The organism is Candidatus Eremiobacterota bacterium (assembly GCA_031082125.1).
Taxonomy (GTDB): Bacteria; Vulcanimicrobiota; CADAWZ01; order CADAWZ01; family Ess09-12; genus Ess09-12.
In genome coordinates this window covers 18,105-44,359 of record JAVHLM010000012.1, presented here as the reverse complement: position 1 = coordinate 44,359, position 26,255 = coordinate 18,105, and the positions used below count along the sequence as shown (strand labels likewise).

The window sequence follows — 26,255 nt, the reverse complement described above, 5'->3', positions numbered from 1 at the left end:
CTAGAGGGAATCCTCTTTCAGCCTCCTGGCCGCCTTTTCCCCCGTCTTCTCCTTGTCGCGGGAAAAGAGGTGCCATATCCCGTAAGCTGCAGCGGCGGTCCCTGCGCCTACAAGGAGCGACGTTCCGTATTTTTCCGAGAACTTCCTGAGGGAGCGCTTTATCTCCACGCTCTTTATGGCGGTATTCACCACGCCGTCGCCCGTGAGAGTCTCCATCAGCTTCTTATTGGAAGTGACCTTCTCCTTGAGCGACTCTCCGGCTTTTTTCCCCGGCGCTGCCGGCGGCTCACGGTAGGCAAGGGCAAGGGACCTGTACACCGAGTAAACAGGCTCTTTGCCAAGCTTCCCCTCGCGCTCCAGGTCTTTTGCCACCGCTGTAAGCCCCGCCTCCTTCAGCCGTTCCCCGAGCAGGAGGCCTTCCTGGGAGCATCCCCGGTAATGGTAGTATTCATCAAGCATTCCCGGGTGGTCCAGGTTGGCGCTGCTGCCCCACGAGCCGGCTTCCTGGCGGGCCTTCATGCAGTCCCGGGACCTGTCCACGCCAAGGCGGGCATTGATGGCTTTCTCCACGAGGTAGGCTCTCTCTCCCGCGAGGAAAAGATCCCGGCCTCCCTTCTGATACCCCGTGGCGGCGCGATAAGCCTCCGCGCACTGCGCCGCTGTGAGGTTCCCCGCCGGCAGCAGCACCGTGGCAAGAAAGAAGCATATGCCGAGAGAGTCAATCATGGTCTTGTAGTTCTCATGCCACCAGATGGCGCGGCCTTTGTCCCCGTTGGAGTACAGGTCCATTGTCTCCTTGGTGGCGCCAAAAAGCGTGGCCGCAAGCTCCCGGTTTTCGCCATCCAGCAGCAGGATGGGCATGCCCTTCAGATGATCGCCACCTCTTGTTGCCACCGAGAAACTGAGGAGAAATGGCGGCGAGTCGTGGGCCGGCTCGCTCAGTCCCTTGAAATGGATGGCAAACTTGTGCGCATCCCCGCCAAGCGTCTCGGCCATCTTCCGCACGCCCCCCGCGAGGAGATCGCCGATGCCTTCGCGTTTGGCCACCTTCCTTGCGAGGGCTTCCACGGCCGCAGGCCTGTTCCAGTCAAGCTCGATGCCGTCGGTATCGGCGTGCTTCAGGATACCCTCCCTGAAGAGCTCAATGGCCGTTGCCGCTGAAGAGCTGAATTCCACCATGTCAAGCCCGAGGGTGTTGCATACGTCGGCGAGGTGGAGCACCTCGTTGACGTTGTTTATTCCCACGTTGAATCCCAGCGAGCAGGCATAGCCGAGCTCATATTTGTGGCCTTCTTCCCCTTTATGAGGATTGTTCTTGAGAGTATAGCGCTTTTCGCATTTGAGGGGGCACCGGTAGCAGCCCTGGACCGTAAAATCAGTTTCCCTGGAAAAGGGGGTGATGCCGATCCTGCCGGCCTCTTTGAGGGAGAGGCGGTGGCTGAGGTTGTTCCCGTAAAGGAGGCCCATTGCCGCGAAAAGGCTGATCTGCATCACGGTGCCCCACCGCGAAAAGACCATGGACCGCGTATCGGTCTGGGAGAGGTGCTTGATTTTTTCAGAAAGGCTCTTGAAGCCTTCCTCGTCGTGGAGCATGATTTTTTCACGGCCGTTGGCCACAATTGCCTTCAGTCTCTTTGAGCCCATGACGGCGCCCATCCCTGTCCTGGACCAGGAGTTTCCGCCGCCTCTCGTGAGAATGTTTGCATAGCTCACCAGCTTTTCACCGGCCGTTCCTATTGACGCCGCCATGCTTCCCTTGTGTCTCTCTCCAAGCACCCTGTCAGTTTCAGGCACGTCCATTCCCCAGAGATCCCCGGCCTCTTCAATGGTGCACTCCCCTTTTCTTCCTATGAGAATATAGCAGGGCCTGTCGCTTGCTCCCCGCACGATAAGGTGGTCATAGCCGGCCTGCCGCACCATCGTGGCAAAATAGCCCCCGCCGTTGGCGTCACCGAAGATTCCCGTGAGGGGCGAGAGGGCTGTGAACGTCGAGCGCGACGAGGCAGGGTAGGAGGTGGCCGTGAGGGGGCCCGCACCGAAAATAAGGGGATTTTCAGGCGAGAGGGGCGTTATATCAGGCCTGAAGGACTTGTAGAGGAGCCAGGCATTGAGGCCTGCTCCTCCGATGAAGTTCTGCGCCTCTATGGCATCAAGCTCAAGGGCCTTCGCGGTCCTTGACGAAAGATCGATGTCCAGTATTTTTCCCCGGTATCCATACCAGGCCATCATTGCTCAGCTCCCTTCTCAGTCATACCCCTGCAGGCGCCTTAACCTATCCGTAAATCCAGGGATCATCGGCAGGCTCGCACTTGCATTTTGCCATTACCTCCTCGGTGGTTTCAGTGAGCATAATGGCCGTCACGAGAGGGATGAGGTATTTCTTTTTCCCCCCGGGCTTCTTGTCCTTGCTGTCCTGAGGCTTTTCACCCTTTTTCTTCTCTTTCATGGTCTTTCCTTCTCTCCATGGGGCCTGTCATGGCATTGATGAGCCCTTCCCTCACCGGGTCGGGGAGCTCAATGAAGAGCCTGAGCATTGCAGAGAATGACTGCTTCAGGTAAGAGCAGAACTCATGCACCGGCTTTTCCAGGCTCCCGTTGAGATCGTAGCGATCGCCGGGACACCCTCCCCCGCAGTAGTAGCGAGCCCAGCAGACCCTGCAGCGGGGAAGGTCATTGACGGTCTTCCCATATTCTTTCTCAGCGCCCCTTGAGAATCCCTTCCAGAGGTCGCCCATGGTGAAGTGATGCATGCCGCTGAAGCGATAACAGGGTATGATGGCGCCCGAGGGCTCCACGGTCACGGTGGACCGCCCGTACCCGCAGGCATAAAGCCTTTTTTTTCTCAGCAGCACCCTCCTGAAAAAATCAGAGGTGCCTCCCTGATAGGCCCCTTCCTTTATCTCTTCCCTTTTGAGCGCGACCATCCCCTTCACATAGGTCCTCAGGTGAGCTTTTTCCCTCAGGGCGAGGTCTTTGTCTGGCGAGAAAAGGCAGGGGCCGAGGTCCACTCTCGGGAAGCCCAGGGCCTTGAGGGAGCGGTACACTTCCCAGGGGTTGTTGTTTTCCGTGGTGCAGGTGGCCCTGGCGGAAAGGCTGTCACCAAGGGTGCTGATCAGGAGGGGAAGATGCCTGGTGACCATCGGGAAGGCCTTTTCACCGCAAGCCCCTGGCCTGATTGAATCCTCCACGTCCCGGGGCCCGTCAATGCCGATTCTTGTCTCAATGGCATGCTCTTTCAGGAATGCTATTATCGAGGGTGTGAGAAGGGTGCCGTTGGTGACCAGCGAGAGGGTGAGGGAAAGGTCCTTTCCCTTTTCGCGGGCATATGACGCCGTCTCCCTGATGCAGGAAAAGTTGAGAAGAGGCTCGCCGCCGAAAAAGCAGATGGTGCCGCCGGGCGTATTGTCTCTCCTGAGCCTGCCGACAAGGAGATCGACGGCCTTTTTTGCCGTCGCAGGCGCCATGTCCGGCGGCTCCCCGCGGCGCTCCCTGGTGAAGCAGTAACGGCAGGCAAGGTTACAGCGGGAGGTGACAAGGAGCACGAGATACTGGAGGCGGCTCCCCTCGCCTGACGGGCCGAGCCGCTTTACTTCGCCGCGCTCTAGCAGAAATCCCCGGGCTCTGAGCTCCGCCATCTGTTCCAGGCTCTCCCGGATCTGGCGGCGGCCGAAGCGGGGCTCCAGAACTCTCATCAGGGCTTTCTTTTCCATGGTCCTGCCCAGCCTGAGGAGCGAGAGGGCCGGCTCCTCGGCAAAGAAAAGGCCGGCGCCCTCGACGTCGTAGATGAGGCTGCGGCGCCCTGCCCTGAAGATCTTGAATTCCACGCCGTGGGGAAAAGTGAGCCTGCTATCCATGCCCTCTCCTCCCGGCCCGTGAATGGGCCCAGTCAAGGTGAAGAAGGAGGAGCCGAAAGAAGCCGATGCCCAGGCAGGCGGCGCTCCTGGTGCTCAGATGGTGCGAGCTCATTCCCTCTCCGAAGGACATTATCTCCAGCAGATAGGGAGTCCCGTCCCTGCCAAGGAGCATGTCAAGGCGGACCATGCCGTGGCACTCAAAAGCCCTGTAAGCCCTCATGGCAAGCTCTGAGAGCCTGCCGCGCTCTCTTTTTGTGAGCGCGGCAGGAATGCTTATGGTAAAGCCCTGCAGTTTCGCCTCCCTGGAGAAGAGGCGCCCTCCATGAAATATCTCCACGGGGGGAAGAAGGAGGGCCTCGTCCTCTCCCATGAGGCACAGGGCCAGCTCCCTTGCCTCGATGAAATGCTCCATTATGAGGACATCGCTGTCACTGAGGAGATCCGGCACCCTGCTTTCCATTTCTTCCGATGTGGCGAGTAATGTAACGCCCCTGCTCCCGTGAGCTGCAGGGTTCTTGATGATGTAGGGCGGCTTCATTTCAAGGGTGCGCACCGTCAAGAGAAATGAATCCTTTTCATGGCGCCGGATGACTACCGAGGGAGGGGTGGAGAGCCCGAGAGCCTTTGTTTTCTCCTTCTGCCTGATTTTATCAAGGGAAGCGGAAGGCCTGAGAAAACCTGCCCCCACAAGGTGCGCCCCCCTGGCTTCCAGGGATTCGCAGAAGGGGATCTCCCCCGGGTGGGAGAGGAGGAAATAATCGAAAGCGCGCTCCTTTATGAAGCCTGGAAGGGCGTCTTCATGGTGATACAGGGAAATCTGATACCCCCTGGAAGCATAAAAATCAAGAGCTTCCTGGAGTCGCCCGTCCCTGGCGAGAATCCTTCTCCCTGGTGCCATAAGCTCCCTGCCGGTCTTGTAGTCCCTTTTCTATTCAAGATGGCTGCCGTATTTCACCTGCAGCTCCATGATTGCCTCCATCACCCTGGGAAACTCACTAAGAAACCCTTCAATCCTCTCCCGGTGGGGCGCGGACAGCACCTCGTCAGGGGCCGCCCCTTTCCCTGAAGCGCACCGTGAGAGCGCCTCCTCGAAGAACCTGAAAGCGATTCGGTTCTGAATGTCGCATTCAATGAGGCATTTCCCGATGAATCTCCTGGAAGGCCTTTCAAGCAGCCCGGGATTCCCGGCAATCAGGGCCTCGAGGGGAAAAAGAGCCTTTCTTAACAGTGCGGCGCGCTCCCTGGCCCTGAAATAGTAACGGTCCATGAATTCCCTGATACCTTGATAAAGGGCTTCAATGCGCCCGTCGCCGAAGTGATAGCGCGGCAGTGAATGGGGGTCGGAAGGCCCGTTGAGGCGCTCCCATTCCCCGCGGAGCGCCGTGCCGGGGTAAAGCTCCACGCGCTTGGCGAGGGTCTCAAAGGGCTCGGTGCCGTAAAGACCGTTTCTTCTTATGAAGGCAAAGCTCTCGCAGAGCTCATCGAAGGTAAGGGTGGGCATAAACATCAGAAAGTCGAATCCCAGCCTTATTCCATGCTCCCTCAGCACCGCGATGGCCCTCTCATTCTGCGCCACTTTCGTTCCCTTGCGGTACCGGTCAAGCACTGCCTGGCTGCCGCTCTCTATGCCTACTTCAATCATGGAGCAGCCCAGCTCCCTGAGCTTCCCCATGAGCTTCCCATTTTCGGCCACCTGGTCGGCTCTCGCGGCGAAGGAGAAGGTACAGCAGAGCCCCTTGAAGGCCCTCCCTATGGCAAGAGCCCTCAGGGGATCCACCAGGAAGTTGGCGTCCAGCGCGTAAAAATGGGTGGCTCCTGTAAGGGCCTTTACCTTCCGGGCCTCTTCTTCCACAGACCGGGAGCTTCTTGCTGACCAGTGGTTTTTCCCTCCTGCCGTGATGGCGCAGAAGGCGCACAGGAAGGGGCACCCCCTGCTCGTGATGATGACGGCCCCTCTTTCGGTCCTGAAAGTGCTCCTGTTGAAGCGCTCCTGCCAGGAGCGCGAGGCTCCGGTAAAAGTGCGCCTGGGAAAGGGAAGGGAGTCCAGCTCATCGAGGGGAGGGCCTGGCGCCTCGGCACGGACCGCGCCATTATCTCGGAATGTGACGCCGGAAATTCCGTGGAAGGATTCTCCCGCCTTGATTGCCTGCAAGAGCTCAAGAAAGCTCTTTTCCCCCTCGTGGCGGCATACGGCGCTTATTTCCTCATGGTTTCTTATGAGGTCCTCATGGGTCCAAGTCGCATGGGGCCCACCCAGGATGATCTTAAGGCCGGGCTTCCTTATTTTCAGTGCCTTGGCGAGGGCAATAGTGGGCCGGTAGTTCTGGGTATAGAGGGAAAATCCCAGCACATCGAAGCTCTCAAGGGCAAAATCACCTATGGCTTTTTCGTTTTCACCGCCGCTGAGCCTGAAGCTTATTAATTCGCAGGGGAAGCCTTGACCTTCAATGTATGACGCAATGGAGCCCAGGCCCAGGTGGGGGACCTGCAGGAGCTCTCCCTGCCTTTCATATTCGTCAGATTCATAAGTAATATACACGAGGCCGGTCTTCATGGAGCTCTTCTGGAGCCTCCGCCCTGCTGCAGGCTGCCATCTCGGCTTATCAGGAACCGGCGCTTCTCGCCGATCCTGTTGTGGAGCTCCACTTCAAGGGGGGCGTCGCCTTGACGGGGAATGGTGATGCCCTCTTTTTCGGTGTAAGAGCATCTCACGGTGCCGTCCTCGTTGAGGTTCACATGAAGCCTCCTTGTGAAGCGCGTCCCATAGAGCTTCACCGGTTTCACGATGTCGTTCCATGCCCTGGTGGTGTCATTGCGGTTCCCGGGGCAGTTGGCATGAATAGTGGCGGGAAGGGTATTGGCGAAGTAAAAGGTCCCCGTGGTATGGTGCTCCCTGAGGTATGCCCTCGTGAGATCATATTCCATGGGTATCTTCCGGCAGGCGTCCTCTATCTGCCAGTGGGCCCTCTCGGCGAAGAGGAGGGCGCAGGCGATGAGAAGGGCCAGGACGGTGATGATAAGCCTGCCGTGGCGTTTCATGGATTTACTATAGCAGAGAGGGGGGAAGGCGTCAAGGCGCGGGCTGGCCTAGTCGGTGAATGATTTGAAAAAGACACTCTTCCTGGCCTCCATTTCGGTGGAGTTAAAGCTCTTCTCCACGGCCCCGAAGGAGAGCACGGCGATATTCCCGGTGCGGAGGGCGCTCCTGACGATCTCCTCCACCCGCATGGAATCGCCGTCGGGCCGATTTATAAGGTAATCGGCTATCACCATCCCGCCGGGCTCCTCGACGATGCCGAGGATTTTCAAGCGTGGATAACAATTCTGCAATGCCTTGTGATGGTATTTTTTCAGCTCACCTACCTTGATGCCCTGGGGAAGAGGATAGAAATCGGCCTTGCAGAAAAAGCTGCGGTTCCCGCGGGCGATCCCCTTATCGGTGAAGGTGGGCATATCAGGAATCTCGATGGTTTCAGGTGGGAAGATGATGGAAAAGCCGCCCTCTTTTGAAAATGCCGCAGTGCTTCCGTCATCCCTCGTTTTCAGTGCCCATACACCTTCGGTCCGATGGCCCTGTGAAGCACCGGTGAGCTGAGGATCTCTCCCCGGGCTGTCGCCTGTGGTGCCGGGAAGGGGGGGAGGAGTGCGCCTTGTCCTGGGAGCGTAAATGCCGGGATTGGCCACAGGATAGCTGCCGGGATCCGAGAGAGGGGGCGGTGCTGCCGTCTGGGGATCCTTTGCAGGCAGGGCCTGACGGAGCTTCTCTGCGAGGGGGCCTTTTTTGCCTTGAGCTTTTATGACATTCACCGCCTTGGTCCTGAGGGAGGAAGGTTTTATCACGATATTCTGCTTTCTGGCCGATTCCTGCGGTGAAGGCTCAGGCAGGGGAGTGGTCGCTTCCATGGCTACCGTGGCAGGCGGCGCCTGGATATCGGCAGGCTTCTTGGGAAAAAGATTCTGTGCTATCATCAGTGCCCCCGCGATCAGGGCAAAGCAGGCTGCTGTCACTGCAAAAATGGTGAGATTGGCACTGCTTGTTTTTTCCGGTGGCCTGGCAAGAGGCTCTCCCCATGGCTTCCCTTTTCCGCGCTCCTCATCCGGTGCCTTTTCCTTTCCGAAAGGCTCTATCACGGGGAGGGGCGCCTCCCTGGTGTTCAGGTGGGCCTGGCGCATCTCGCCGATGGACTGGTACCGCTTCTCAGGCTCTAATTCAGTAGCTTTCCTTATCACCTGCTCCAGGTTCTCCGACACCTTGGGGTTGATTGTCCTCAGGGGGGGGAACTCGAAGAGCGTTCCCGTGTGCTTCCCGTTCGTGAGCAGGAAATGGAGCGTGGCGCCGATGGTGAAGATGTCGGAGCGCGCGTCGGTCTGCCTGCCGCCGTAGTGCTCCGGCGAAGCCGTGATGGCCGTTCCCATCGGGGAGGTGTCGGAGGTCTTGGCGTCCTTGAGCACGCGGGCGATGCCGAAGTCGGCGAGGTGGACCTTCCCCTGGCGGTCCTTGATGATGTTCTGGGGCTTGAGGTCCCGGTAGATGATGGGCGGCTTCTGCCTGTGGAGGTACTCGAAGATGTCATAAAGCTGCATCGCCCATTCAAGGACCACCTTTTCCTGGAGAAACACGTCCCTGATGGGCGAGACAAGCTTGTCGAGGCTTTCGCCGTCAATGTACTCGACGACAAGGTAGTAGAAGCCCTCCTCGCCGAAGAAGTCAAAGACCTTGACGATTCCCGGGTGGTCCAGGCGCTCGAGGGTGCTCTTTTCCTGGGAGAGGGAGATGACGCCCTGTGAGTCGGAGGCTTCCACCTCCTTGATAAGATAGGTCATCGTGCCTTTCACTGCCTTGTACACGACAGACATGCCCCCCATGGTGAGGTAGCTAATCTTGTAGCAGCCCTTGAGGAGCGTGCCCTCGGGAAGAACGAGCACCGGGAGATTCTCCCTCTTCCTCCCGTCAGGCGCAGGCACCCTGAATCCCATGCAAAGCCCCCCCTTTTTCAGATATACCTAATTATAGCAGAAATTGGGACAGACTCCAATATTTAAAACCAGGGACAGCTATTGAGTTTTTCCGGTGGTAGCCGCAGCGGGTCAGGTCCCTTTGTTGAACTGCCCCTCTGCCCATGGTATAATAATATGAAGCGTATAGAGAACTTCACCGGATAGTGCGCAATGAAAAGGAGCCTCACCTATGATGAAAATCCTGACCAGGTCCCTTAAAAAGCCCTTCGCCGCAGGCCCCATCCCGGTGTTCCTGCTCATACTCCTCCTGATACTCTGCCAGGCCGTCCCCGCCGGCTCCCCCGGCAAGAACGAGAAGACCGGGACCTTCTGCCAGATGGATCCCGGCGCCGGCTTTGAAAATGAGGGCAGCAATTACTGCGCTCCCACTTCCATCGCAAACGGGCTCATTTACCTGGCCACCGCCAGGGGCTTGAAAGACCTGGTGGACGGCACCGATCACAAGGCCCAGATAGCCCTTATCAAGAAGCTTGCCGACGAGATGGATACGGACCCCGACATCGGTACCAATCCCAGCAAGATAATAGACGGCCTTGAGAGCTACCTGGATTCGAAAGGCTACTCCTTTGCCCGCCTGGAGGTGGCCGGCTGGCGGAATCTCAACGATGACCACGAGAAGTACCTTGTCTCAAAGAAGCCCGACATGAAGTGGATACGCAGCGCCGTAGAGGATCCCGATACCGTGGTGATCCTGAATAACGGGTGGTACCGCGATGCCGGGGGCGGCGGCTATACGAGGAAAGGCGGCCATTTCGTCATTGCCGTCGGCGCAGGCCCCAAAGACTCGGAGCTCCAGGTCCACAACCCGGCTCTTGAATCTGATGAGCAGAAGACCGAGACCTCGGTGACCATGGCCCTTATCGACGACAACACCGTGGCCGAGGCAAAAGCAAACGGCGTGGAAGAGCTGGAGCTCGACGGGTATTATAAAATGGAGGGCCCGGGACTTCCTTACACCAGCGAGAAAGCGGCCTTCGCCGCCCTCGACTTTGTCATCATCTTCAAGCTGAAGAAGGAGTGAGTGCATGCAGGAGCCGGAAGCCACCAGACATGAGCGGGCATTGAAAGATGTCAAGGTGATTGGCTTTGATGCCGACGACACCCTCTGGGTGAACGAGCCCTTCTACCGCGAGAGGGAGCGCCAGTTCTGCGCCCTTCTCTCGGAGTTTCTCCCCGAAGAAAATGCTCAGGCCGAGCTCTTTGCCACCGAGATGGCAAACCTCTCCCTTTACGGATACGGTGTGAAAGGCTTTACCCTCTCCATGATAGAGACGGCCCTCAGGGTGACGGCGATGAAAGTGCCTCTTCCCGTCGTGGAGCGGATAATCCAGATGGGCAAAAGCCTTATCGATCAGCCCATTGAGCTTATCGAGGGGGTGGAGGCCGTGCTGAAGGCGCTTCAGGGCCGCTTCAGGCTCATCATTGCCACGAAAGGGGACCTGCTGGACCAGGAGCGGAAGCTCACCCGCTCGGGGCTCTCTCCTTACTTTCACCACATCGAGATAATGAGCGACAAGAAGGAAGGCAACTACAGGAGCCTCCTTGGGCACCTGGACATTGAGCCTTGCCACTTCGCCATGGTGGGGAATTCAATGAAGAGTGACATAGAGCCCGTGTTGAGGCTGGGTGGCTTTGGCATCCATGTCCCTTTCCACACCACATGGCAGCACGAGGAAAGCAGCGATGCCATGCCTGAGAGCGACAGGTTTTACAGGATAAACGGGCTTGACGAGCTCACCGGGCTTTTTGAAAGCGGTGTGAAGGCGGCGCGCCTCTGAAAGCGAGGGGTTCACAGAGCGAAGCGCTCATAGTGAATGGCGCTCTTCCGGATTCCTTCCGATTCAAGAAGCTTCACCAGGCCTTTCATCATGGGGGGCGGACCACATACGTAAGCGTCATGCTCCGGGGGATCCTTCACAAGCCTCTTTATCTTCTCGCTGTCAATTCTCCCTTTTTCCCCTTCCCATGAAGGATCGTCACTTACTATGTAGTGGAGTGAGAAGGTCCTGTGGGCTTTTGCGAGCTCATCGAGCTCCTCTTTGAAGACAATCCCGTTTTTTGCCCTCGTGCTGTAGAGGAGCGTCACTTCCTTCCCCTCTCTGAGGAAGGCTTCGGCAAGCCCCCTGAGGGGAGTGATCCCTATTCCCCCCGCCACAAGAAGGACCTTTGAGGTAATCAGGGTGTCGGCGGTAAAGACGCCGTGGGGGCCGTCTATGCAGACTTTCATGCCGGGGGGAAGAGAGGGGACCCGCGCGGTAAAATCGCCGGAGCTCTTTATGCTGAACCTGATGAAAGGGCTCCCCGGGGTGCTTGAAAGCGAGAAAGGATGGGCCTCAAGGATGAATGAGCCGCCGAGAAAGCGCACGATGGCGAACTGCCCGGCGGAATAATGGAATTTATCGAGGTTTTTTCCCTTGATATAAACGGAAGCCACATCGCTGCTCTCATGCTCGATCCTGTCCACGGTGAAGCCGAAGCGCGCCATTGAGAAAACAGGCTTTATGAAGCGGAAGAGCACGAGATTCCCCAGGCAGAAGCCATAGAGGCCGTACCAGAAAGCGAGGAGGGCGGTGCTGTCAATGAGGTCATTGCCCGTTCTCACCTGGTGGAGAAAGGCCAGGGCAAGGGCCACGTAGGCGAGCAGGTGAAAGGCGAGCCAGGTTTCATATTTCAGCTTTTTTCTCAGCACGCCGAGTGAAAAAAACACTGAAAGGAAGAGAAGCCCGAGGCCTATCCCCGCGGGGATGACCGAATCCCATGTGAGAAAATCCTTGTACTGGTCTATGAAGCCTCTCCCGTCCCTCGTGGCGTAGCCGAAGGCCAGCAGCAGCGGGTGGGCGCAGAGGAGGGGGATAATGAGGAGCCCGTTGAGGTGATGGACCTGGGCCAGGTGGTCAAGCCCGAAGACCCGCTCAATCCACCAGACCCTGCCGATGAGGAGAAGCTGCACCATCAGAAGGTAAACGCCCATGAGAGCTGCAAGCCTTCCCAGCTCCATGAGCGCGTTGGTCTGATCATTCTCAATCCTTGGCGCAAGGTTGCCATGCCAGAGGAAGATCATGATGAGGGGAGCCGCGATGAAGACTATGAGAAGAAAAATAGCGGCCGGCGCTCTCCACGATTTCATGGCGTTTCCTTTCTGCTGCAATGATGCCGCCACCTGCCGGTGAAGCAGGCGGCGGCAGAGGGCCTAGTTCACTGTTTCTATCTTGTTTCTCGGCACAGAGCACACGGGGCATTTCTTGATGGTCATGTCCGGTGTGGTGTAACCGCAGACTGAGCAGACCAGGAAGTTCTTCTTGCCGCCCTTCCATGCCTTCATATTTTTGAGTGCTTCGCTGAAAAGTCTTGCGTGCTCCGTCTCGGCCCTTATGGTGACTTCGAAGGCCCTGGCGGAGTAGATCCTGTTTTCCTCCCTGGCCTGCCTGGTGAAGTCGGGGTAAATAGTGTCGCGCTCGGATGACTCCCCCTTGAGGGCTGCCTCGAGGTTCTCCCTCGTGGACTTCACGTCAGGCTTCCTGATATCGGCCTGAGGCTCGAAATTCGGGTTTTCCATGATGCCCCTTATGAGCTCGGTGAAGTTTCTTGCATGGCGCTCTTCGGAGCGGGCGGCGGCCCTGAAAAGGCTTGCCACCTGGGTGTAGCCTTCCTGATCGGCCTTCCGGGCGAAGGCGAGATAGCTGGCACGCTCATTGAGCTCCTTGTGATAAGCTTCCTGGATGTTTGCCAGGGTCTTTGAATCGATGTCGGCACAGAAAAGGGGTGATATCGCGAGTGTTGCGGCAAAGAGAATCGATATGACTGCTATGACGGAAAATTTTCCTTCCATGGGGGTCTCCTCTCTGTTCAGGATCTTTTCTTCTTTCATAGTGGTAAAATCCTGTATTAAAAAACATGGTGCCTGGAGCGGTTCCTCCTTATCTTTCCAGGACAGGAAGCACAAGGCGCGAGGGATACTTCGATGAGTGGCAGACAGTCTGCCGTGCCTTTTTCCACCCGGTGTCGGTAGCCACGGGGTTGCCCGTGTTCTGGTTGGGATTGCAGAAAGGAGAGGCGCTGCTCGTGACATCGACACGGAGCCGGTGGCCCTTCAGAAACGTGTGGCCGAAGTGGTGGAGGTTGATGGTGTATTTCTCGACGGCACCGGGCGTAAGGGGCACTTCCCTGTCAAAACCTTTCCTGTAGCGGGCCCTTATTTACCCCCGGGAGGCCGCTTGAGGGTTACCCGTGGTTCACCCAGTAAACCTCAAGCTCCTCTTCGCTCGTTATCTTCCAGCTCCCGTCGATTTTCCTGAATATGAGGCGCTGCTTCTCCTTGCCCGAGAAGGCCTTGCCGTTCCTGCAGTCCCACTCCTTGTCGAAAAGGGCCTTGGCAGTGGTGTCATTGACCCTGTGGATCGTGAGGTTTGAAATCGTTATCTTTATGGAGTGGTAGTGCTGAATGGCCCTCTCCTTGTCGCTTCTTACAAAATCCCAGGAGCAGTCCTTCCTGCTGAAATAGGTATCAAGCCTGTCAGCATAGAAGCTCATATGTCCCTCGAGGTCTCTCTTTTCCATTGAATCCATGGCGCCCGTGACGGTATCCTTCACTTCCTTTTCCCATCGTGGCATGCTGACCGAGATCCCCGGCGGCGATGAGGGAGGCAGCTTCAGTTTGAGAAGCACTGCCAGTTTCGGTCCCGCCTGTTTCACAAAGGCGAAGCCGAAGGCAACGATGGCGCAAAGGAGAATCACTGCTGCAATACTCATTAAGAGCCCTTTTCCCAGAGATGGCCTTGTTCCCTGGCTCCCTGGCTTCTGCGGGGAGGGAGGGCTTTTCAGAGAGGCGGAAGGTGCCTGGAGGGGAGGCGCCTGGGCTTGAGGAGGCGCCTGGGCCGGTGGGAGCGCCTGGATCTGGCGAGGCGCCTGGACTGGCGGGGGAGCACCGTTGACTCCCTTGGAAGCTCCCACCTGGAGGAGGGCCTTTTTCATTTCCGCTGCTGAGCTGTAACGGTCAGGGGCGTTCCTGGAAAGGACCCTGTCAAGCAGGGCCTGGAGGTCTGCCGGTATGCCCGGAACAGGGGCAAACTGGAAGGGCACCAGGGGATACTGCCCCGTAAGGAGGTGGTGCATTGTGGCGCCCAGGGCATAAAGGTCCGAGCGGGGATCGCATTTTCCCTCATATTGCTCGGGCGGAGCGTAACCTTCTGTGCCGATGGCCGTCCCGGTTCTTTTCTCCTGAGCCTGGATGGTTTTTGCAATGCCGAAGTCCACGAGGAAGAGAGTCCCGTCCGAGGCCTGGCGCATGATGTTTGAGGGCTTGAGGTCCCGGTAAAGGACCGGAGGGGCCTGGCGGTGCAGATAGTCAAGGACATCCAGAATCACCAGGGCGACATCAATGACTTCCGCGGCAGGAAGCCCCGGTTTACCCGGCTTTTCCGCCCAGGTCTCCAGGTCCTCACCTTCCACGAGATCCATCACGAGGTAATGATTTCCCCCCTCGGAGAAATAGTCCACGACAGTGGGAAGATTGTGATGGTCGAGCTTCGAGAGAATCTTGGCCTCACGCTTGAAGCGCGAGAGTATCTCATCTTTTTCCTCCGGCGTGCCGGAAGTGATGGTGACCTCCTTGAGAGCCCAGAATTTTTCCAGCCTTATGTCCCATGCCCTGTAGACGGCTCCCATGGAGCCCCCTCCCAGACGGGATTCTATCCGGTAGCGCCCCAGGAGCGTCTTTCCTGCCTGGGCGGCAGCCTGGAGGGATCCTGCCGCTCCTGATGAGAGAGCAGCGCCGCACTTCTCGCAGAAGCGGGCGTCACTGAGGTTTTCCATTCCGCAGCGGGTGCATCGCATCAGGCAATCTCTCCGGGACCGGGAATATGGGGCACAAGGCCGTGCCCTGTATCGCCGGTGCCTGGAAGGGAAGAGTGGTCTTCCGGCGATTCCGGCAGCAGGCGCGAGAGGGGGAGCACTGCCTTGAAGGTGGTGCCCTTCTGGGGAGCGCTTTCCACGATAATCTTTCCGCCATGGGCTTCAATTATCTTGCTGGATATGACAAGCCCTAGGCCCACGCTCTTCTCGCCGGCGGTCTTTTTGCTCAGGCCGCCCTGGAAGGGCCTGAACAGCTTGTTCTGCTCTTCCCTGCTCATTCCCATGCCCTCATCCCTGATGGAGACAAAGGCATTGTCGCTGTCGCGGCCTATGGAAACCTGCACTGCTGAGCCGGGCGGTGAATGCTCTATGGCATTTTTCATGAAGTTCATCAAAGCCTGCTGCATCTTTGAGGAGTCAAGAAGCACCGGGGGAAGGTCTGATTCATCATTCAGCAAGAGGGGGATGTTTTTTTTCCCTGCCGCGAATTTCATATCATTGACAGCCTTCGTCGTCGTCTCGTGGAGCGAAGAGGCCGTGAGATTGAGGCTCAGCTGTCCCGATTCCATTACGGCAAGATTGAGGAAATCGTCTACTATCTGTTTCATGAACTGTGATTGCGATTTGATGGCGGTAAGGAGTTCCTGATCATTGCTGCTCAGAAGCTTGAAGGCATCTTCCATGAGGAAGTCGCTGCACATGATGATATTCCCAATGGGATTCCTGAGATCATGGGCTGCCATTCCCAGGAACAGGTTCTTGAGCCTGTTGAGCTTCTCGAGCTCGGCGTTGCTTTTCTGAAGCTCCCTTGCAAGGCTGGAAAGCTCGGTGTTGAGGGATATAATCTCATGAGAGAGGATTTCCTGGCTCTCGGTATCCTCTCTGCCGATTGCCATGAACTCATCGCCGCATCTGAAAAAGCGCGTGAGGAAGGTCCGGGGCATCCTCCGGGCAGTCGAGACCTCCATCATGGTGGTCGTGGAGGGATCATCTGCAAGTGATTCCAGGGAAAACCTCTTCTGGAAATCAACAAATACGTCGCGGAAGGACCGCTGTTCCGGCTCTTCGCCAAGCAGCGCCCGGGTAAAGGCGTTCACGGCTGTCACGGTACCGCGATCATCGAAAAAGAGCAAGAGAAGAGATGCATCATTGAGAATATACTTATAGGCAATCTCTGCATGCAGTGCCTGTCTGTCTTTCATGAGTACCTTCTTATCAGGGTTTCCAGGTCATGGAGCGAGGCAATATAGGAGACCCGCTCGTAGCGAGTGACCACCTCGATGCCTCCCCACCGGAAGGCCTGCCCTCCCACCATCAGTGAGAGGGCGGGGAAGCTTTCGCGGATCTTTTTTATGACTTCCAGAAGAGAAGGCATGTTGAAATGGACGGCCAGGGAGAGGCCCACGATATCAGGCTTTTTCTCTCCAATCATTGAGAGAAGGGCCGTTATAGGGGTATTGGAGCCCAGGAAGTAACCATGCCAGCCGTTCAGCTCAAAGATGTCGGCCACCATCCTGCCGCCAATCTGGTGAAATTCGTTCGCCACACACGAGATGAGGGCTGATTTGCCGGTGTGCTCGAGGGAGAAAATACGGGGATAGACCAGCGTGAGGAGGCTCTCGGTGATGGCTGTCGCAAGGTGCTCGGTGGCTACCGATATTTTGTGCCTCTCCCAGAGATCGCCGACCTCGTAGAGCGAGTGCTGGAAGAGATCCGTGTAGATGGTCTTCACCTCCACATCCTTTTCCAGAAGATCGGTCACTATCGACCTGCATGTCGGGCGGTCGCCCTTGATGAGGGCTGCAAGATACCTGCGGTAAAGGGCTTCATCCATCGCGGCATCACCTTTCATATAGTTCTCTCTCCTATTCTACGCCGTGGGAATATATTCCCCTTTAAGGAAAAGGGAGAACCTCCATTGACGGTGAAGGCATGATCCTGCCTGCACAGGGCCAGGTGATGCGCCGACAAAAGAGCTGTAGAGGGCGCACTGTGCCTGAGTTCAATGAGGAAGTGACGAGGAGGTTTCATGGACAGGAACATGCTGCTTGAATCGGCCCGGGCTCTCACACAGCCGCCTCTCGCGGCGGCGGAAGAATTCGCAGCACAGAGGGACTCTTTTGCCGAAGAGATTACGGGGGTTATGAAGGCGCGCCCCGACCTTGCAATGCTTATCGGCGAGGGGAACACTGCCATGATGGAGGACAATCACCGCAACCACGTCCGCTTCATGGAGTCGGTGTTCAGGAGCTATCACGCCCAGGTGCTCGTTGAAACGGTCCTCTGGGTCTTCCGCGCCTACCGCTCCCATGGATTCCGCCTTGCCTACTGGCCAGCTCTTCTCGACAACTGCGTGGAAATCCTGAAGAAGCGTCTCACTTCGGGCGCCTTTGAGGCACTGTATCCTTTCTATCACTGGCTCATTGTAAACCAGGCGGCTTTCGCCGCTCTTTCTGACCAGTTTGTCACCTCAAAGGAACAATGAGAGCGGGGAACCCCGCCTTACCAGGGTTTACTGCCGTATAAGAAGGAAGAAAGCCCCCTGTGGAGAGCTTTCATGAGAAGTTTCCTGTCCTGATATAAACCGGGGAGGTGGGGAAGTGGCGGGAAATATGAATCGGAAGAAAATACTCTTTGTTGACGATGAGCGTGTCTTCGCAATTCTTTTCAAAAGTGTCCTGGAGGAGCATGGCTTCGACGTGGTGCATGCCGGCACAGGCGAAGAGGCTCTTGACATCGTAAAGTCTGATCCACAGGTAAACCTTGCGCTCCTTGATATCAATCTCGGCATGGGAATGGACGGCTATGAGACTGCGAGGGCGATCCTGGACTTCAAGGCCCTTCCTGTCGTGTTTCTTACTTCCCACTCGGAGGAGGAGATCCTCAGAGGGGGAAGGGATATTCCCCATTACGGCTACGTGATAAAGACTTCTGGAAAGCATGTCATAGTCTCCTCCGTGGAAAAAGCCTTTGAGCTCTATGAGGCCCACCGCAGGATGAAAGAAAGCGAAGAAAAATACCGTCTCCTTTTTGAGAAAATGTCAGGAGGAGTGATCTTTTATGATTCACGAGGCCTGATTGTCTCAGCGAATCCTGCTGCCGGCCTTATCCTTGGCATACCCCGTCAAGAGATGCCCGGCACTGCCCTTCAGGACCATGGGTGGGTATTCATCACTGAAGAGGGAGGCACCCTGGCTCCAGAGCACATGCCGGTCAATGCGGCTCTGCGCACAGGCAGGGCATTGACGGAGCAGCTCATCGGCCTGGTGAATCCTGAAAAAGAGAGAGCCCTCTGGCTCATCTTGAGCGCAGTACCGCAGTTCCTTAAAGGTGAGAGCTCGCCCTATCAGATCTATTCAATATTCACCGATATCACAGAGATAATAGAAGCAAAGAGTGCTCTGAGGAATAAGGAGAGGCAGCTCAGTGACATTCTGGACAATATCCAGGATGCCTATTTCCGCACCGACAGGAATGGAAAAATTATCATGGCGAGCCCTTCCGCTGTTCATTTATTCGGTTACGGCTCAATCGAAGAATTGATAGGCATGCCGGCCTGTAATGTTTACGGGAGCCCCGCGGAAAGAGATCGGCTGGTAGAAATACTCCGTGCCCAGGGCAGCTTTCAGGACTGTATCGTCGAGATGAGGAAAAAGGATGGCACAAGCCTCTGGGTTTCCATGAACGCCCAGTTCTACCATGACGGAAAGGGCGGGGTCCAGGGCACCGAGGGATTCCTCCGCGATATCACAAGGCGCGTGCAGGCGGAAGAGATTTTGCAGAAGAGCCGGAAGTCGCTTGAGGCGCAGCTTGAGCTCCACCGGATGATGGATGCCCCGCAGGAAAAGATTTTTGACTTTGTCATCGAAGCTTCCCTCGATCTCACGGCGAGCGAGTTCTCCTTTTTCGGGTTCATGAACAGAAACGAGTCAACAATGACCATCCACCGGTGGTCACAGGGGGCAATGGCCCGGTGCGCCATCGAGAACAGCCCCCTCTGCTTCTCTATGGCCGGGGCGGGACTATGGGGCGACTGCGTGCGCCGCCGGGAGCCCTGCATTATCAACAGCTACGGAAAAGACATCCCGGGCGCGAGAGGCTGTCCTGAAGGGCACGTGCCCATTCGCCGCTTTCTGGCCGTCCCTGTCTTCGACGGCGATGCCATAGTCGCCGTCGCAGCCGTGGCGAACAAGCGCGATGACTACGGCAAGGCCGACTGCGATATGCTCAGTAACCTTATAGCGAGGACCTGGGAGATCGTCCGGAGGAAAAAGGCGGAGAGGGAGCTGGAGGAGCAGAAGGCTCTCCTTGAGGACATGGTTGAGATGCGCACGACGGCTTTATACACCGCCAATATGAGCCTCAATACCGAGGTCGCTTTCAGAAAGCAGGTGGAAGAGGAGCTTCAGAAGCACAGGGAGCACCTTGAGGACCTTGTGAGGGAGCGCACGGAAGAGCTTGAGAAAGCAAACACCAAGTTTCTCCACGCCCAGAAAATCGATGGAATCGGCCGCATGGCGGGGGGAGTGGCCCACGACTTCAATAACCTGCTCACGGCAATCATAGGATTTACCTCTCTTGTACGGGATTCCCTCGCCATGGAAGACGGCAGGAGAGAGGACCTTGACCTGGTGCTCAGCACCGCAGGGAGCGCAGCTGAGCTTACCAGGCAGCTTCTCGCTTTTTCGCGGCTTCAGAAAGCATCTCCCATAATAGTCGATATCAGCGCCATAACTCTTGCCATGCACAGAATGCTCCGCCGTCTTGTAAGGGAGGAGATTGACATTGATATCATTCCTGCGGAAGGCAGGGCCCTGGTATCAATTGACCCCGGGATGTATGAGCAGCTCATCGTCAACCTTGTGGTGAACGCCCAGGACGCCATTGAGCGGGAAGGGGTGATCACGATAAGGCTGGCCATAAGTGATTGGCAGAGCTATGAAATGCCAGGGTCCCGGGCCGTGATTCTTGAAGTTGCCGATACGGGCGCAGGAATGACGGATAAAGTCAAGGAGCACCTTTTTGAGCCCTTTTTTACCACGAAGGAGACAGGCAAAGGCACCGGCCTTGGGCTGGCCACCGTCTACGGCATTGTAAAGCAGCACCGGGGGGAGATATCGGTGGCAAGCGCTGCCGGCAGTGGAACCGCTTTCACTCTGACCTTTCCGCTTGTTACCCAGGAAGAGTCAGAGCAGAGGACAGAAGAGAAAGCTCCGCCGGAACCTCAAGGAACGGGGACTGTAATGGTCGTGGAGGATGCGAAGGAAGTCCGCTCCTTTATTGCGAGGGCCCTCACATCGATGGGCTATTCAGTGCTTGAGGCGGAAAACGGCGTGAACGCCCTGGAGATGAGCAAGGGCTGCGAAGGGGAGATTGACGCGGTGGTCACCGATATGATAATGCCCCTTATGAACGGGAAAGTGCTCGTGGAAAAAATGAGGGCGGCGAGGCCCGGCATCAGGGCGCTTTTCGTGTCAGGGTATATGGGCGAGATCACCCTCGATATAGAAGAAGATAAGGGGAGATCCTCTTTCCTGCAGAAACCCTTCAGTGTAGAGGCCCTGGCTGCCAAGATGCGGGAGCTGCTGGACAGAAGTCCATAGCGGCCCGCCCTGGCATCCTCATCTTCCGGCGTAATAATCGTAAAAGCTCCGGAACACTTCCCTGATGTTTCCCCCTTGAAGGGCATAGAGCTCATCGGCGCGGCGTCGCTCCCTCTCGGCCTCGCCGCCCAGAAGCCTGTCGATTAAGCCGTGGAGCACCTTGCTTGAAGGCCGGCAGCAGTAGATGAAGGGGAGGAGGCACTCGGTGTGGGTCGTGACCACAAGCCGCGGGCAGAGAATCCTGACGGGATGCCACAGTGCCCGCGGGAGCTGCTCGGCACCGTCAATAAGCACGATCCCGCCTGAAGCCCCCGTTCTCAATGCGCATATGAGATCACCGGTTGAAATGAGCTTTCTTGAGGCGGAAAGGAAAATGAAGTGCACGGGGAAGCCTTCTTCGGCGAGGCGCTTCCTCACCTCCCTCAGAAGGGTGCTCTTTCCGCTCCCGTGGGGCCCCCCGATTCCCGCCCTGAATCCCCGAGCTTTGATGGCCTCAATGACGGCTTCGAGGGACCCTTCCTGGAATATGAAAGGAATCGCGCCGGTCCTGTGGCTTGCGAAGGGGTTGTCACGGGCTCTCACGGGGCTCCTCCTCATCCCATACCTCCACGATCTCCTCATAGGCATCTTCATGGGCCTCTCCGGCAAGAGTGAGTTCCTTCCCCGCGGGTGAGAGCACGAAATAGTGGAGGCCGGTTTTTGCGTCATCCACGCGGGGTGCCAGGAACTCCAGGAACCACCGGAGGCTCACGAGCTTTCCCGAGAAGCTGTAAGGCATAAGGGGCAGCGGAAAGGAGAAGCTGCGCGACCCTTTCGGGCTGTTTTCCTTCCATTCGAAGGTATCCACTCTCCTGGTGTCAACGGTGCCCTTCCCCGCCGTGTGCCAGCAGAGCCTCAGCTCCAGGGTTCCCGGCGTCCCGGGGAGATCCCACTGGAGTGTCCCTTCGATTTTCTCTCCGGGCCTGCAGTTTTTTTTGTCGTGGGAAAGCACTATGGTCAGCATTTCCTGGAAACCGCCCCTTTCTCCGGCAGCACGAGAATTTCAAACTCCTCGGTGAAGAGCGGTTTTTCAGCGCCTTCTGCCTCGGCCTTCAGGATCCAGCGGACGCGGTTATGATCACTCCTGAACGTGTGCATCGAGAGGTGGGGGAAGGTGTGGACAACCTCCCCCCCTGCGAAGTCCTCCCTCTTGTCAATCCCCGCGAGAAAAAAGGTCCTGAAGGTCTCCCTGTCGGTGAGACTCGTGGTGCCCTGCACATAATCGGCTTCTTCTCTCCCTTCAATGAAGAGAGAGAGCTTTCCAATTTTTTCCGTGGCGCCGCAGGTTCGCCACTTTACCATGGCAGGCTTCCCGGGGTGAAAAGGGTAAGGCGCGATCTCAAGGGTCACATGGGGGGCTCTCAGTGCTGCAAAGGCCCGGAAGCCCAAGGCTGCGATGAAGATGCCTGTCGCGAAGTGATAGAAAAAGGTAAAGAACAGGGAGGGAAATTCAACGGTGCGGAGCGTTGCTGCTTTGAAGAAGGCCTGGAAGAGGAACCAGGCAAGGGGGTAGTTCCAGAGCAGGCACAGAAGGGCCCATCCCGCGATTTGAATGGCAGGAAATGAGGTCCCGGTGAGGAGCGCCCGCGGGGAGGGCCTCTCATCCATCAGGTGATAAATCCTTGCTCGGTTTTTCAGCTCGTTGGTCAGGGCGAAGATCATACCCCCGCAGAAGGCGGCTATTACCAGAGAAAGGAGCCACAGTGGCGAGCCGTCGGTAAGGAGGGCGGCCTGCCAGGGCTTTGCAGGGTTTACATGGCAGGTGGCCTCGCTCCCCATGGGGTGGGCTTCGATAAAGGCCCTTTTTCCCCGGTATTTTCGAGGCCCGGCACCCTCGAGAGCCACGCGTTTTGACAGGTACTCCATGCCCCTGTACCGGTAGCAATAGAGCATCTCGAGTGAATAGGTGGTGCTGCCCTCGCTGTCCTCATGGGCCACCACTTCGCTCTCCAGGATGGTGCAGGGCACCTTTTCCCAACGCCATGCGTCCATTATCTCGAAAAAAGGCTTCGTGTAAGCGTACCAGAGGGCTGTGACTCCACCGGCGAAAAGGACCAGGTAGAGTGCGAGCTTCAAGGATGAGAGACTGGAAAGCGAGTGACCGGTAGCGTTCCATGCAGGACGGGAAGCCCCTTTCCTGCTGAAGGAGCTGTCAAGGTCCGAGAGGGCTTTTGGCCCGGAACGCTTCCCCCAGCCCCATGATGAAAGAAGCCCTTTGGCGCCGAGAACGGCAAAGAAGAGGGGGATGAGGACATAGAATATCTGGAAGGGGAAGGAGCGGCGGAGCCTGGAATCGGCAGGGCTGCCGGGATTTATGAAACAGGTGCTCACGGCGCCAGATTCGCAGCGCTCCCGGAATTTTTTCAACTTCTGGTAATCAAAGGTGGGATGATATGGATATTCCCTTGAGCGGTATTCTTTGCTGCCGCAGCGGTAGGTATATTCCACCAGAAGCCGGTAGCCTTTCGGATCAGGCGTGATGGACGAGAAGGTGACGCGGCAGGGGGTCTTTTGCCAGTAAAGGGCTCTTATGGCCGGAGCGCTGTCTTTGATGATCATAGCCGTGAAGGCGGTGCCCAGCAAAAGAAGGGCGCCAAGGAAGAGGGAGACCAGGACTCTGCCGATGAAGCGCATCACTTCTCCTTGTGTCTCAGCGGCCGCCTTTCTTTTTTGTGCCGGCGGGCGGCGAGAGAGGCGACTCAAGGACGCCGGCCTTGTTTCGAAGGGTATTGACTTCCGCCCTGAGAGCGATGACCTCTTTTTCAAGAGCTTCATTCTCCTTTATCACCTTGTCTATTAGGGGAAGCTGCACCTTCAGTGACATGATGTCCATCTCCACCTTCGTGATGCGGTCCCTCAGGTCATCCGCTCTCTTTGACCCGAAGAGGTCGCATCCCCCTGCCGAGATGGCAAGAAGGCAGAGGGTCAGAGCGATGGCGATAAGAAAATGGCTTGTGCCGCCGGGGCTCCTCATGGCTGCCCTCCTTTCCGCTCCGCGAGCTTTTTCAGGAGAAGGGCTTTCTCTTTCTCCAGGGCCTCCCTCTCATCGGTGAGCTTTTTCTTCTTCATCACGACGCCTGGCAGCAGCTTCACCTTGTCTTTCATCTTCTCGTACTCAATCTTTTTCTCCGCCAGGGTTATTTCGAGCTGCCTTATTTCGTTCTGGTGCAGCATGTCGCCGCACCCCCCCAGAAAAAGCGGAAAGATCACGAGGCAGAGGAGCACCAGCGTGTTTCTTATCATCGAAACCACCACCTTTCATCGTGAAAGAGCACAGGGCCGCTCCTTTAAATCATTCTGCCGGAGGCGGTATTACTCCTCCACAGGCATATCCGTCGGGCCATGGCGGGGGCACTTGCCATGGCCCTGCCCTTCTGGTAGGGGGTGCCTCCTTATTTCCCGCCCCCCTCGATGACGTTCACGATGGAGCGGAACACCTCGTCAATGGTGCCCTTTTCCTCTATTGCGACATACCATCCCTTTTCCTTGTAATATTTCACGACAGGCAGCGTCTCCTCCTGGTACACCTCAAAGCGGTTCCTTATGATTTCCGGCGTGTCGTCGCTTCTCGCCTCGAGGGCCAGACCGTCTATGTCGCAGACGCCCTCTCTCTTCGGGGGCTTGTTCACGATATCGTATTCATGCCCCTTGCTGCAGACTCTCCTGTTCTTCATTCTCTCGATGAGGGTCTCGGGGCTCACCTCAAGGCCGATCATCCTGAATCCGGTGAGTTTCAATTCCTTCTGGATGGCTTCAAAGCCCTCGGTGTCGGACATCTTCCGGGGGAACCCGTCAAGGACGAAGCCCTTTTTGCAGTCATCCTGGGCGAGGCGGCTTTTCACGACGGCCATGATGAGCTCTGACGGGGCGAGCTCGCCTTTTTCCACGTAGGGCGCCACTTTGAGACCCAGGGGCGTCCTGTCCGCGATCTCTTTTCTCAGGATTTTGCCCACGGAGATATGGGGGATGCCGTAGCGCTCGGCGATCATCTTGCCGTAGGTGGTCTTGCCGGCGCCGGGAGGCCCCGAGAGCGAAAGGTAGAGGTGCTTTACTGCTGTTGAGGGTCTGGCCTGTGTTTCTGCAGAGAATGCCCCGCCATGAGCCACGAAGAGCGCCAGGGCGGCGGCGACAAGGAAAACAAGATGCGGTAACGGGCAGCGTTTCATAGGATCCTCCTGTTCAGGAATCTTGACGGTTTTCAGGTGCCTCAGGCTTATTGCTCCCGGCCTCCCCTTGAGGGGCCGGCGTCTCCTGAGGCTCATGGCTGTCAAGCACCTTGTCCTTGTCGTCACGGAGCCACACGGAACGCTGCGGGAAGGGGATCTCGATGCCCTCCATGTCAAAGCGGGACTTGATGCGCTTCAGCAGCTCCCTTCTGACCTTCCACTGGCTCAACGGCTTTGTTTTCATTACCATCCTCAGCTTCACCCCGGATTCATCAATGCCTTCGACGCCAAGCATCTCCGGATCGGCGATGATGATCTCCTTCCAATCGGCGCGAAGCTCCCTGGCTGTTTCAATGAGGAGGGCCATGGCCTTCGCCAGGTTGTTGCGGTATGCCACATGGACGGTGAAGTCCACCTGGCTCCAGCCGCTTGACTGGTTCTCGACGGTCCTTATGACGGAGTTGGGTATCGAGATCAGGCGCCCTTCCATGTCGCGCAGGCGCGTGATGCGGAGCGTGAAGTCCTCAACGGTTCCCTCGTAGGCCCCCGCCCTTATATTGTCTCCCACGGCGAACTGGTCCTCGAAGACAAAGAAAAATCCCGCCATGTAGTCCTTCAGGAGATCCTGGGAGGCGATACCGAGGCCCACGCCGATTATCCCCGCCCCAGCAAGGGCGGCGGTGAGATCGACATGGAGAGAGTTCAGATAAAGGAGGCCCGCTATCAGGATAAGGACCGTTTTTGCAATGACCTTGCCCACGACGCGGAGCATGGCGAGGCGGTGCAGGCCCCGGCCTCTCTGATCAAGATCACTGTCCCTGATCTTTTCAAAGATATCGAAAAAGCGCATGACGAAAGCGTCAGTGGGCTTGAAGAGAAGCATCACGACGATGAAGGTGATGAGAAACGTCAGTATCGGGATGAGCACGCCCTGCACCAGGTTTCTGCTCCATGGGCGGCTGTCGGGAAAGAGCCACAGCACTGCCGAGATGACCGAGAGCCAGATGATCAGGATAAAAAGAAATCCCGGCAGTTTGAGAAAACGCTGGAATACAAAAATCCCTATGATGGTGAGCGCAATCCCTATGAGAATTATATACAGTGAGCGGATGAGAGCTTCCTCGGTGTACCCCTCGCTCCGCTCGTGCCAGGTTCTCCTGATGCCCTTTTCCAGTTCGTCCCGCCACGATGCGGCCAAGTCGCTCACCGAGATTCCAAGAGGCGCGGCGTCGCTGTTTGTGACCGAGATCAGGTAGAGGCCGCCGCTCTTGATGACAGGCGTCTCATCGACAGTGTCGATATCAATGGAAGGCGCCGATTTCGCTCTTTTAAGGACCTCCTCGATTCTTCTCTCTATGATTCCTGCCCTTTCAGCGGCGCGGTGCCCCGAGTCACCTCTCACCGTGATGAGCGCCCTGTTATTGAGCATCACGGGGGCCTCGTCGGGAGGCGCCTCCAGGGTGCTCGCGGGAGAAGGCGGTGCAGGTGAAGGGGGCGTTGTGGCGGAAGAAGAAGCCGAGCCTGCCGCCTGTGCCTGGGAAGGCTCAGGCGGCACGGCGGGAGGCTGATGGTGAGGTGACGGCAGCCCCGGGAGGGCCTCTGAGTGAGGCGGTATGAGCGCACAAGCAAGGAAGAGCAGGCAGAGAAAAAGGAAGAGAATCTTTAAAAGCGCTCCCGGATTTCGAGTTTTTGTCATTGTCCTCTCCTTAATGAGCCCCGGCCAT

General features: G+C 57.2%; 24 protein-coding genes. 4 read left to right on the top strand and 20 right to left on the bottom strand.

Features of this window, described 5'->3' with window-relative positions:
* From RDV48_14595 to RDV48_14565, 7 genes are read right to left on the bottom strand one after another with little or no spacing between them, the layout of a single operon-like run.
* Positions 1 to 2,229, bottom strand: a complete 2,229-nt coding sequence (locus RDV48_14595) for an aldehyde ferredoxin oxidoreductase C-terminal domain-containing protein (GenBank protein ID MDQ7824026.1) — start codon at positions 2,227 to 2,229, stop codon at positions 1 to 3.
* A gap of 43 nt (positions 2,230 to 2,272) precedes the next feature.
* Positions 2,273 to 2,446 carry a hypothetical protein gene (locus RDV48_14590; protein MDQ7824025.1) on the bottom strand — a complete coding sequence of 58 codons (174 nt, stop codon included), beginning with the start codon at positions 2,444 to 2,446 and terminating at the stop codon, positions 2,273 to 2,275.
* The gene (locus tag RDV48_14585; protein MDQ7824024.1) at positions 2,424 to 3,854 is read right to left on the bottom strand and encodes an SPASM domain-containing protein; all 1,431 of its coding nucleotides are present in this window, start codon (positions 3,852 to 3,854) and stop codon (positions 2,424 to 2,426) included. Before RDV48_14585 ends, RDV48_14590 begins: the two co-directional genes overlap by 23 nt.
* Entirely contained in the window at positions 3,847 to 4,752 is a 906-nt protein-coding gene (locus RDV48_14580; GenBank protein ID MDQ7824023.1) for an ATP-grasp domain-containing protein, read from the bottom strand. The genes RDV48_14585 and RDV48_14580 overlap by 8 nt, the downstream gene beginning before the upstream one ends.
* 30 nt (positions 4,753 to 4,782) lie before the next feature.
* Positions 4,783 to 6,408, bottom strand: a complete 1,626-nt coding sequence (locus RDV48_14575) for a radical SAM protein (protein ID MDQ7824022.1) — start codon at positions 6,406 to 6,408, stop codon at positions 4,783 to 4,785.
* A complete protein-coding gene (locus RDV48_14570; protein ID MDQ7824021.1) occupies positions 6,405 to 6,893 on the bottom strand; it encodes a hypothetical protein in 489 nt (162 codons plus the stop codon). Before RDV48_14570 ends, RDV48_14575 begins: the two co-directional genes overlap by 4 nt.
* Before the next feature lie 48 nt (positions 6,894 to 6,941).
* Entirely contained in the window at positions 6,942 to 8,831 is a 1,890-nt protein-coding gene (locus RDV48_14565; protein ID MDQ7824020.1) for a protein kinase, read from the bottom strand.
* A 211-nt stretch (positions 8,832 to 9,042) separates the two neighbouring features.
* Here RDV48_14565 and RDV48_14560 point away from each other — a divergent pair, with 211 nt between their 5' ends.
* Positions 9,043 to 9,894 carry a hypothetical protein gene (locus tag RDV48_14560; protein ID MDQ7824019.1) on the top strand — a complete coding sequence of 284 codons (852 nt, stop codon included), beginning with the start codon at positions 9,043 to 9,045 and terminating at the stop codon, positions 9,892 to 9,894.
* A gap of 4 nt (positions 9,895 to 9,898) precedes the next feature.
* Positions 9,899 to 10,651 carry an HAD family hydrolase gene (locus tag RDV48_14555; protein ID MDQ7824018.1) on the top strand — a complete coding sequence of 251 codons (753 nt, stop codon included), beginning with the start codon at positions 9,899 to 9,901 and terminating at the stop codon, positions 10,649 to 10,651.
* A gap of 11 nt (positions 10,652 to 10,662) precedes the next feature.
* Here RDV48_14555 and RDV48_14550 read toward each other — a convergent pair whose 3' ends face one another.
* From RDV48_14550 to RDV48_14525, 6 genes are all read right to left on the bottom strand, one after another.
* Entirely contained in the window at positions 10,663 to 12,000 is a 1,338-nt protein-coding gene (locus RDV48_14550) for a ferric reductase-like transmembrane domain-containing protein (GenBank protein ID MDQ7824017.1), read from the bottom strand.
* Between the two features lie 63 nt (positions 12,001 to 12,063).
* A complete protein-coding gene (locus RDV48_14545) occupies positions 12,064 to 12,702 on the bottom strand; it encodes a ferritin family protein (protein MDQ7824016.1) in 639 nt (212 codons plus the stop codon).
* An 88-nt stretch (positions 12,703 to 12,790) separates the two neighbouring features.
* Positions 12,791 to 13,069 (bottom strand): CocE/NonD family hydrolase C-terminal non-catalytic domain-containing protein, encoded by a 279-nt coding sequence (locus RDV48_14540; GenBank protein ID MDQ7824015.1) that lies wholly within the window; start codon positions 13,067 to 13,069, stop codon positions 12,791 to 12,793.
* A gap of 25 nt (positions 13,070 to 13,094) precedes the next feature.
* On the bottom strand, positions 13,095 to 14,705 hold the full coding sequence (locus RDV48_14535; GenBank protein MDQ7824014.1) for a serine/threonine-protein kinase: 1,611 nt from the start codon (positions 14,703 to 14,705) through the stop codon (positions 13,095 to 13,097).
* Positions 14,705 to 15,925, bottom strand: coding sequence for an ATP-binding protein (locus RDV48_14530; GenBank protein ID MDQ7824013.1), 1,221 nt, complete (start codon positions 15,923 to 15,925; stop codon positions 14,705 to 14,707). The genes RDV48_14535 and RDV48_14530 overlap by 1 nt, the downstream gene beginning before the upstream one ends.
* Positions 15,922 to 16,575, bottom strand: a complete 654-nt coding sequence (locus tag RDV48_14525; GenBank protein MDQ7824012.1) for a cobalamin-dependent protein — start codon at positions 16,573 to 16,575, stop codon at positions 15,922 to 15,924. Before RDV48_14525 ends, RDV48_14530 begins: the two co-directional genes overlap by 4 nt.
* A 177-nt stretch (positions 16,576 to 16,752) precedes the next feature.
* On the opposite strand from RDV48_14525, the gene RDV48_14520 reads away from it, so the two are divergent.
* Together RDV48_14520 and RDV48_14515 are read left to right on the top strand one after the other, a co-directional pair.
* Positions 16,753 to 17,208, top strand: a complete 456-nt coding sequence (locus tag RDV48_14520; GenBank protein ID MDQ7824011.1) for a hypothetical protein — start codon at positions 16,753 to 16,755, stop codon at positions 17,206 to 17,208.
* Positions 17,209 to 17,335: 127 nt separating this feature from the next.
* Entirely contained in the window at positions 17,336 to 20,326 is a 2,991-nt protein-coding gene (locus RDV48_14515) for a response regulator (protein ID MDQ7824010.1), read from the top strand.
* 18 nt (positions 20,327 to 20,344) lie between these two features.
* Here RDV48_14515 and RDV48_14510 read toward each other — a convergent pair whose 3' ends face one another.
* The 7 genes from RDV48_14510 to RDV48_14480 all read right to left on the bottom strand — a co-directional run bounded on the left by RDV48_14510 (position 20,345) and on the right by RDV48_14480 (position 26,227).
* A complete protein-coding gene (locus RDV48_14510) occupies positions 20,345 to 20,908 on the bottom strand; it encodes a hypothetical protein (protein MDQ7824009.1) in 564 nt (187 codons plus the stop codon).
* Entirely contained in the window at positions 20,895 to 21,329 is a 435-nt protein-coding gene (locus RDV48_14505; protein MDQ7824008.1) for a hypothetical protein, read from the bottom strand. The genes RDV48_14510 and RDV48_14505 overlap by 14 nt, the downstream gene beginning before the upstream one ends.
* Positions 21,323 to 22,999 (bottom strand): DUF3592 domain-containing protein, encoded by a 1,677-nt coding sequence (locus RDV48_14500; protein ID MDQ7824007.1) that lies wholly within the window; start codon positions 22,997 to 22,999, stop codon positions 21,323 to 21,325. The genes RDV48_14505 and RDV48_14500 overlap by 7 nt, the downstream gene beginning before the upstream one ends.
* 16 nt (positions 23,000 to 23,015) lie before the next feature.
* Positions 23,016 to 23,339 carry a hypothetical protein gene (locus RDV48_14495; protein MDQ7824006.1) on the bottom strand — a complete coding sequence of 108 codons (324 nt, stop codon included), beginning with the start codon at positions 23,337 to 23,339 and terminating at the stop codon, positions 23,016 to 23,018.
* Positions 23,336 to 23,608 (bottom strand): hypothetical protein, encoded by a 273-nt coding sequence (locus RDV48_14490; GenBank protein MDQ7824005.1) that lies wholly within the window; start codon positions 23,606 to 23,608, stop codon positions 23,336 to 23,338. Before RDV48_14490 ends, RDV48_14495 begins: the two co-directional genes overlap by 4 nt.
* A gap of 149 nt (positions 23,609 to 23,757) precedes the next feature.
* On the bottom strand, positions 23,758 to 24,531 hold the full coding sequence (locus RDV48_14485; GenBank protein ID MDQ7824004.1) for a nucleoside monophosphate kinase: 774 nt from the start codon (positions 24,529 to 24,531) through the stop codon (positions 23,758 to 23,760).
* A 13-nt stretch (positions 24,532 to 24,544) separates the two neighbouring features.
* The gene (locus tag RDV48_14480) at positions 24,545 to 26,227 is read right to left on the bottom strand and encodes a mechanosensitive ion channel family protein (protein MDQ7824003.1); all 1,683 of its coding nucleotides are present in this window, start codon (positions 26,225 to 26,227) and stop codon (positions 24,545 to 24,547) included.
* Positions 26,228 to 26,255: the final 28 nt, after the last annotated feature.

What these genes read in the sequence shown, in the direction of transcription:
- RDV48_14560 (MDQ7824019.1), top strand. Translation starts at nt 9,043, where the DNA reads ATGATGAAAATCCTGACCAGGTCCCTTAAAAAGCCCTTCGCCGCAGGC.
- RDV48_14555 (MDQ7824018.1), top strand. Translation starts at nt 9,899, where the DNA reads ATGCAGGAGCCGGAAGCCACCAGACATGAGCGGGCATTGAAAGATGTC.
- RDV48_14585 (MDQ7824024.1), bottom strand. Translation starts at nt 3,854, where the DNA reads ATGGATAGCAGGCTCACTTTTCCCCACGGCGTGGAATTCAAGATCTTC.
- RDV48_14545 (MDQ7824016.1), bottom strand. Translation starts at nt 12,702, where the DNA reads ATGGAAGGAAAATTTTCCGTCATAGCAGTCATATCGATTCTCTTTGCC.
- RDV48_14495 (MDQ7824006.1), bottom strand. Translation starts at nt 23,339, where the DNA reads ATGAGGAGCCCCGGCGGCACAAGCCATTTTCTTATCGCCATCGCTCTG.
- RDV48_14505 (MDQ7824008.1), bottom strand. Translation starts at nt 21,329, where the DNA reads ATGCTGACCATAGTGCTTTCCCACGACAAAAAAAACTGCAGGCCCGGA.
- RDV48_14515 (MDQ7824010.1), top strand. Translation starts at nt 17,336, where the DNA reads ATGAATCGGAAGAAAATACTCTTTGTTGACGATGAGCGTGTCTTCGCA.
- RDV48_14535 (MDQ7824014.1), bottom strand. Translation starts at nt 14,705, where the DNA reads ATGCGATGCACCCGCTGCGGAATGGAAAACCTCAGTGACGCCCGCTTC.
- RDV48_14550 (MDQ7824017.1), bottom strand. Translation starts at nt 12,000, where the DNA reads ATGAAATCGTGGAGAGCGCCGGCCGCTATTTTTCTTCTCATAGTCTTC.
- RDV48_14580 (MDQ7824023.1), bottom strand. Translation starts at nt 4,752, where the DNA reads ATGGCACCAGGGAGAAGGATTCTCGCCAGGGACGGGCGACTCCAGGAA.
- RDV48_14575 (MDQ7824022.1), bottom strand. Translation starts at nt 6,408, where the DNA reads ATGAAGACCGGCCTCGTGTATATTACTTATGAATCTGACGAATATGAA.
- RDV48_14520 (MDQ7824011.1), top strand. Translation starts at nt 16,753, where the DNA reads ATGGACAGGAACATGCTGCTTGAATCGGCCCGGGCTCTCACACAGCCG.
- RDV48_14490 (MDQ7824005.1), bottom strand. Translation starts at nt 23,608, where the DNA reads ATGATAAGAAACACGCTGGTGCTCCTCTGCCTCGTGATCTTTCCGCTT.
- RDV48_14480 (MDQ7824003.1), bottom strand. Translation starts at nt 26,227, where the DNA reads ATGACAAAAACTCGAAATCCGGGAGCGCTTTTAAAGATTCTCTTCCTT.
- RDV48_14590 (MDQ7824025.1), bottom strand. Translation starts at nt 2,446, where the DNA reads ATGAAAGAGAAGAAAAAGGGTGAAAAGCCTCAGGACAGCAAGGACAAG.
- RDV48_14570 (MDQ7824021.1), bottom strand. Translation starts at nt 6,893, where the DNA reads ATGAAACGCCACGGCAGGCTTATCATCACCGTCCTGGCCCTTCTCATC.
- RDV48_14595 (MDQ7824026.1), bottom strand. Translation starts at nt 2,229, where the DNA reads ATGATGGCCTGGTATGGATACCGGGGAAAAATACTGGACATCGATCTT.
- RDV48_14530 (MDQ7824013.1), bottom strand. Translation starts at nt 15,925, where the DNA reads ATGAAAGACAGACAGGCACTGCATGCAGAGATTGCCTATAAGTATATT.
- RDV48_14525 (MDQ7824012.1), bottom strand. Translation starts at nt 16,575, where the DNA reads ATGAAAGGTGATGCCGCGATGGATGAAGCCCTTTACCGCAGGTATCTT.
- RDV48_14500 (MDQ7824007.1), bottom strand. Translation starts at nt 22,999, where the DNA reads ATGCGCTTCATCGGCAGAGTCCTGGTCTCCCTCTTCCTTGGCGCCCTT.
- RDV48_14565 (MDQ7824020.1), bottom strand. Translation starts at nt 8,831, where the DNA reads ATGGGATTCAGGGTGCCTGCGCCTGACGGGAGGAAGAGGGAGAATCTC.
- RDV48_14485 (MDQ7824004.1), bottom strand. Translation starts at nt 24,531, where the DNA reads ATGAAACGCTGCCCGTTACCGCATCTTGTTTTCCTTGTCGCCGCCGCC.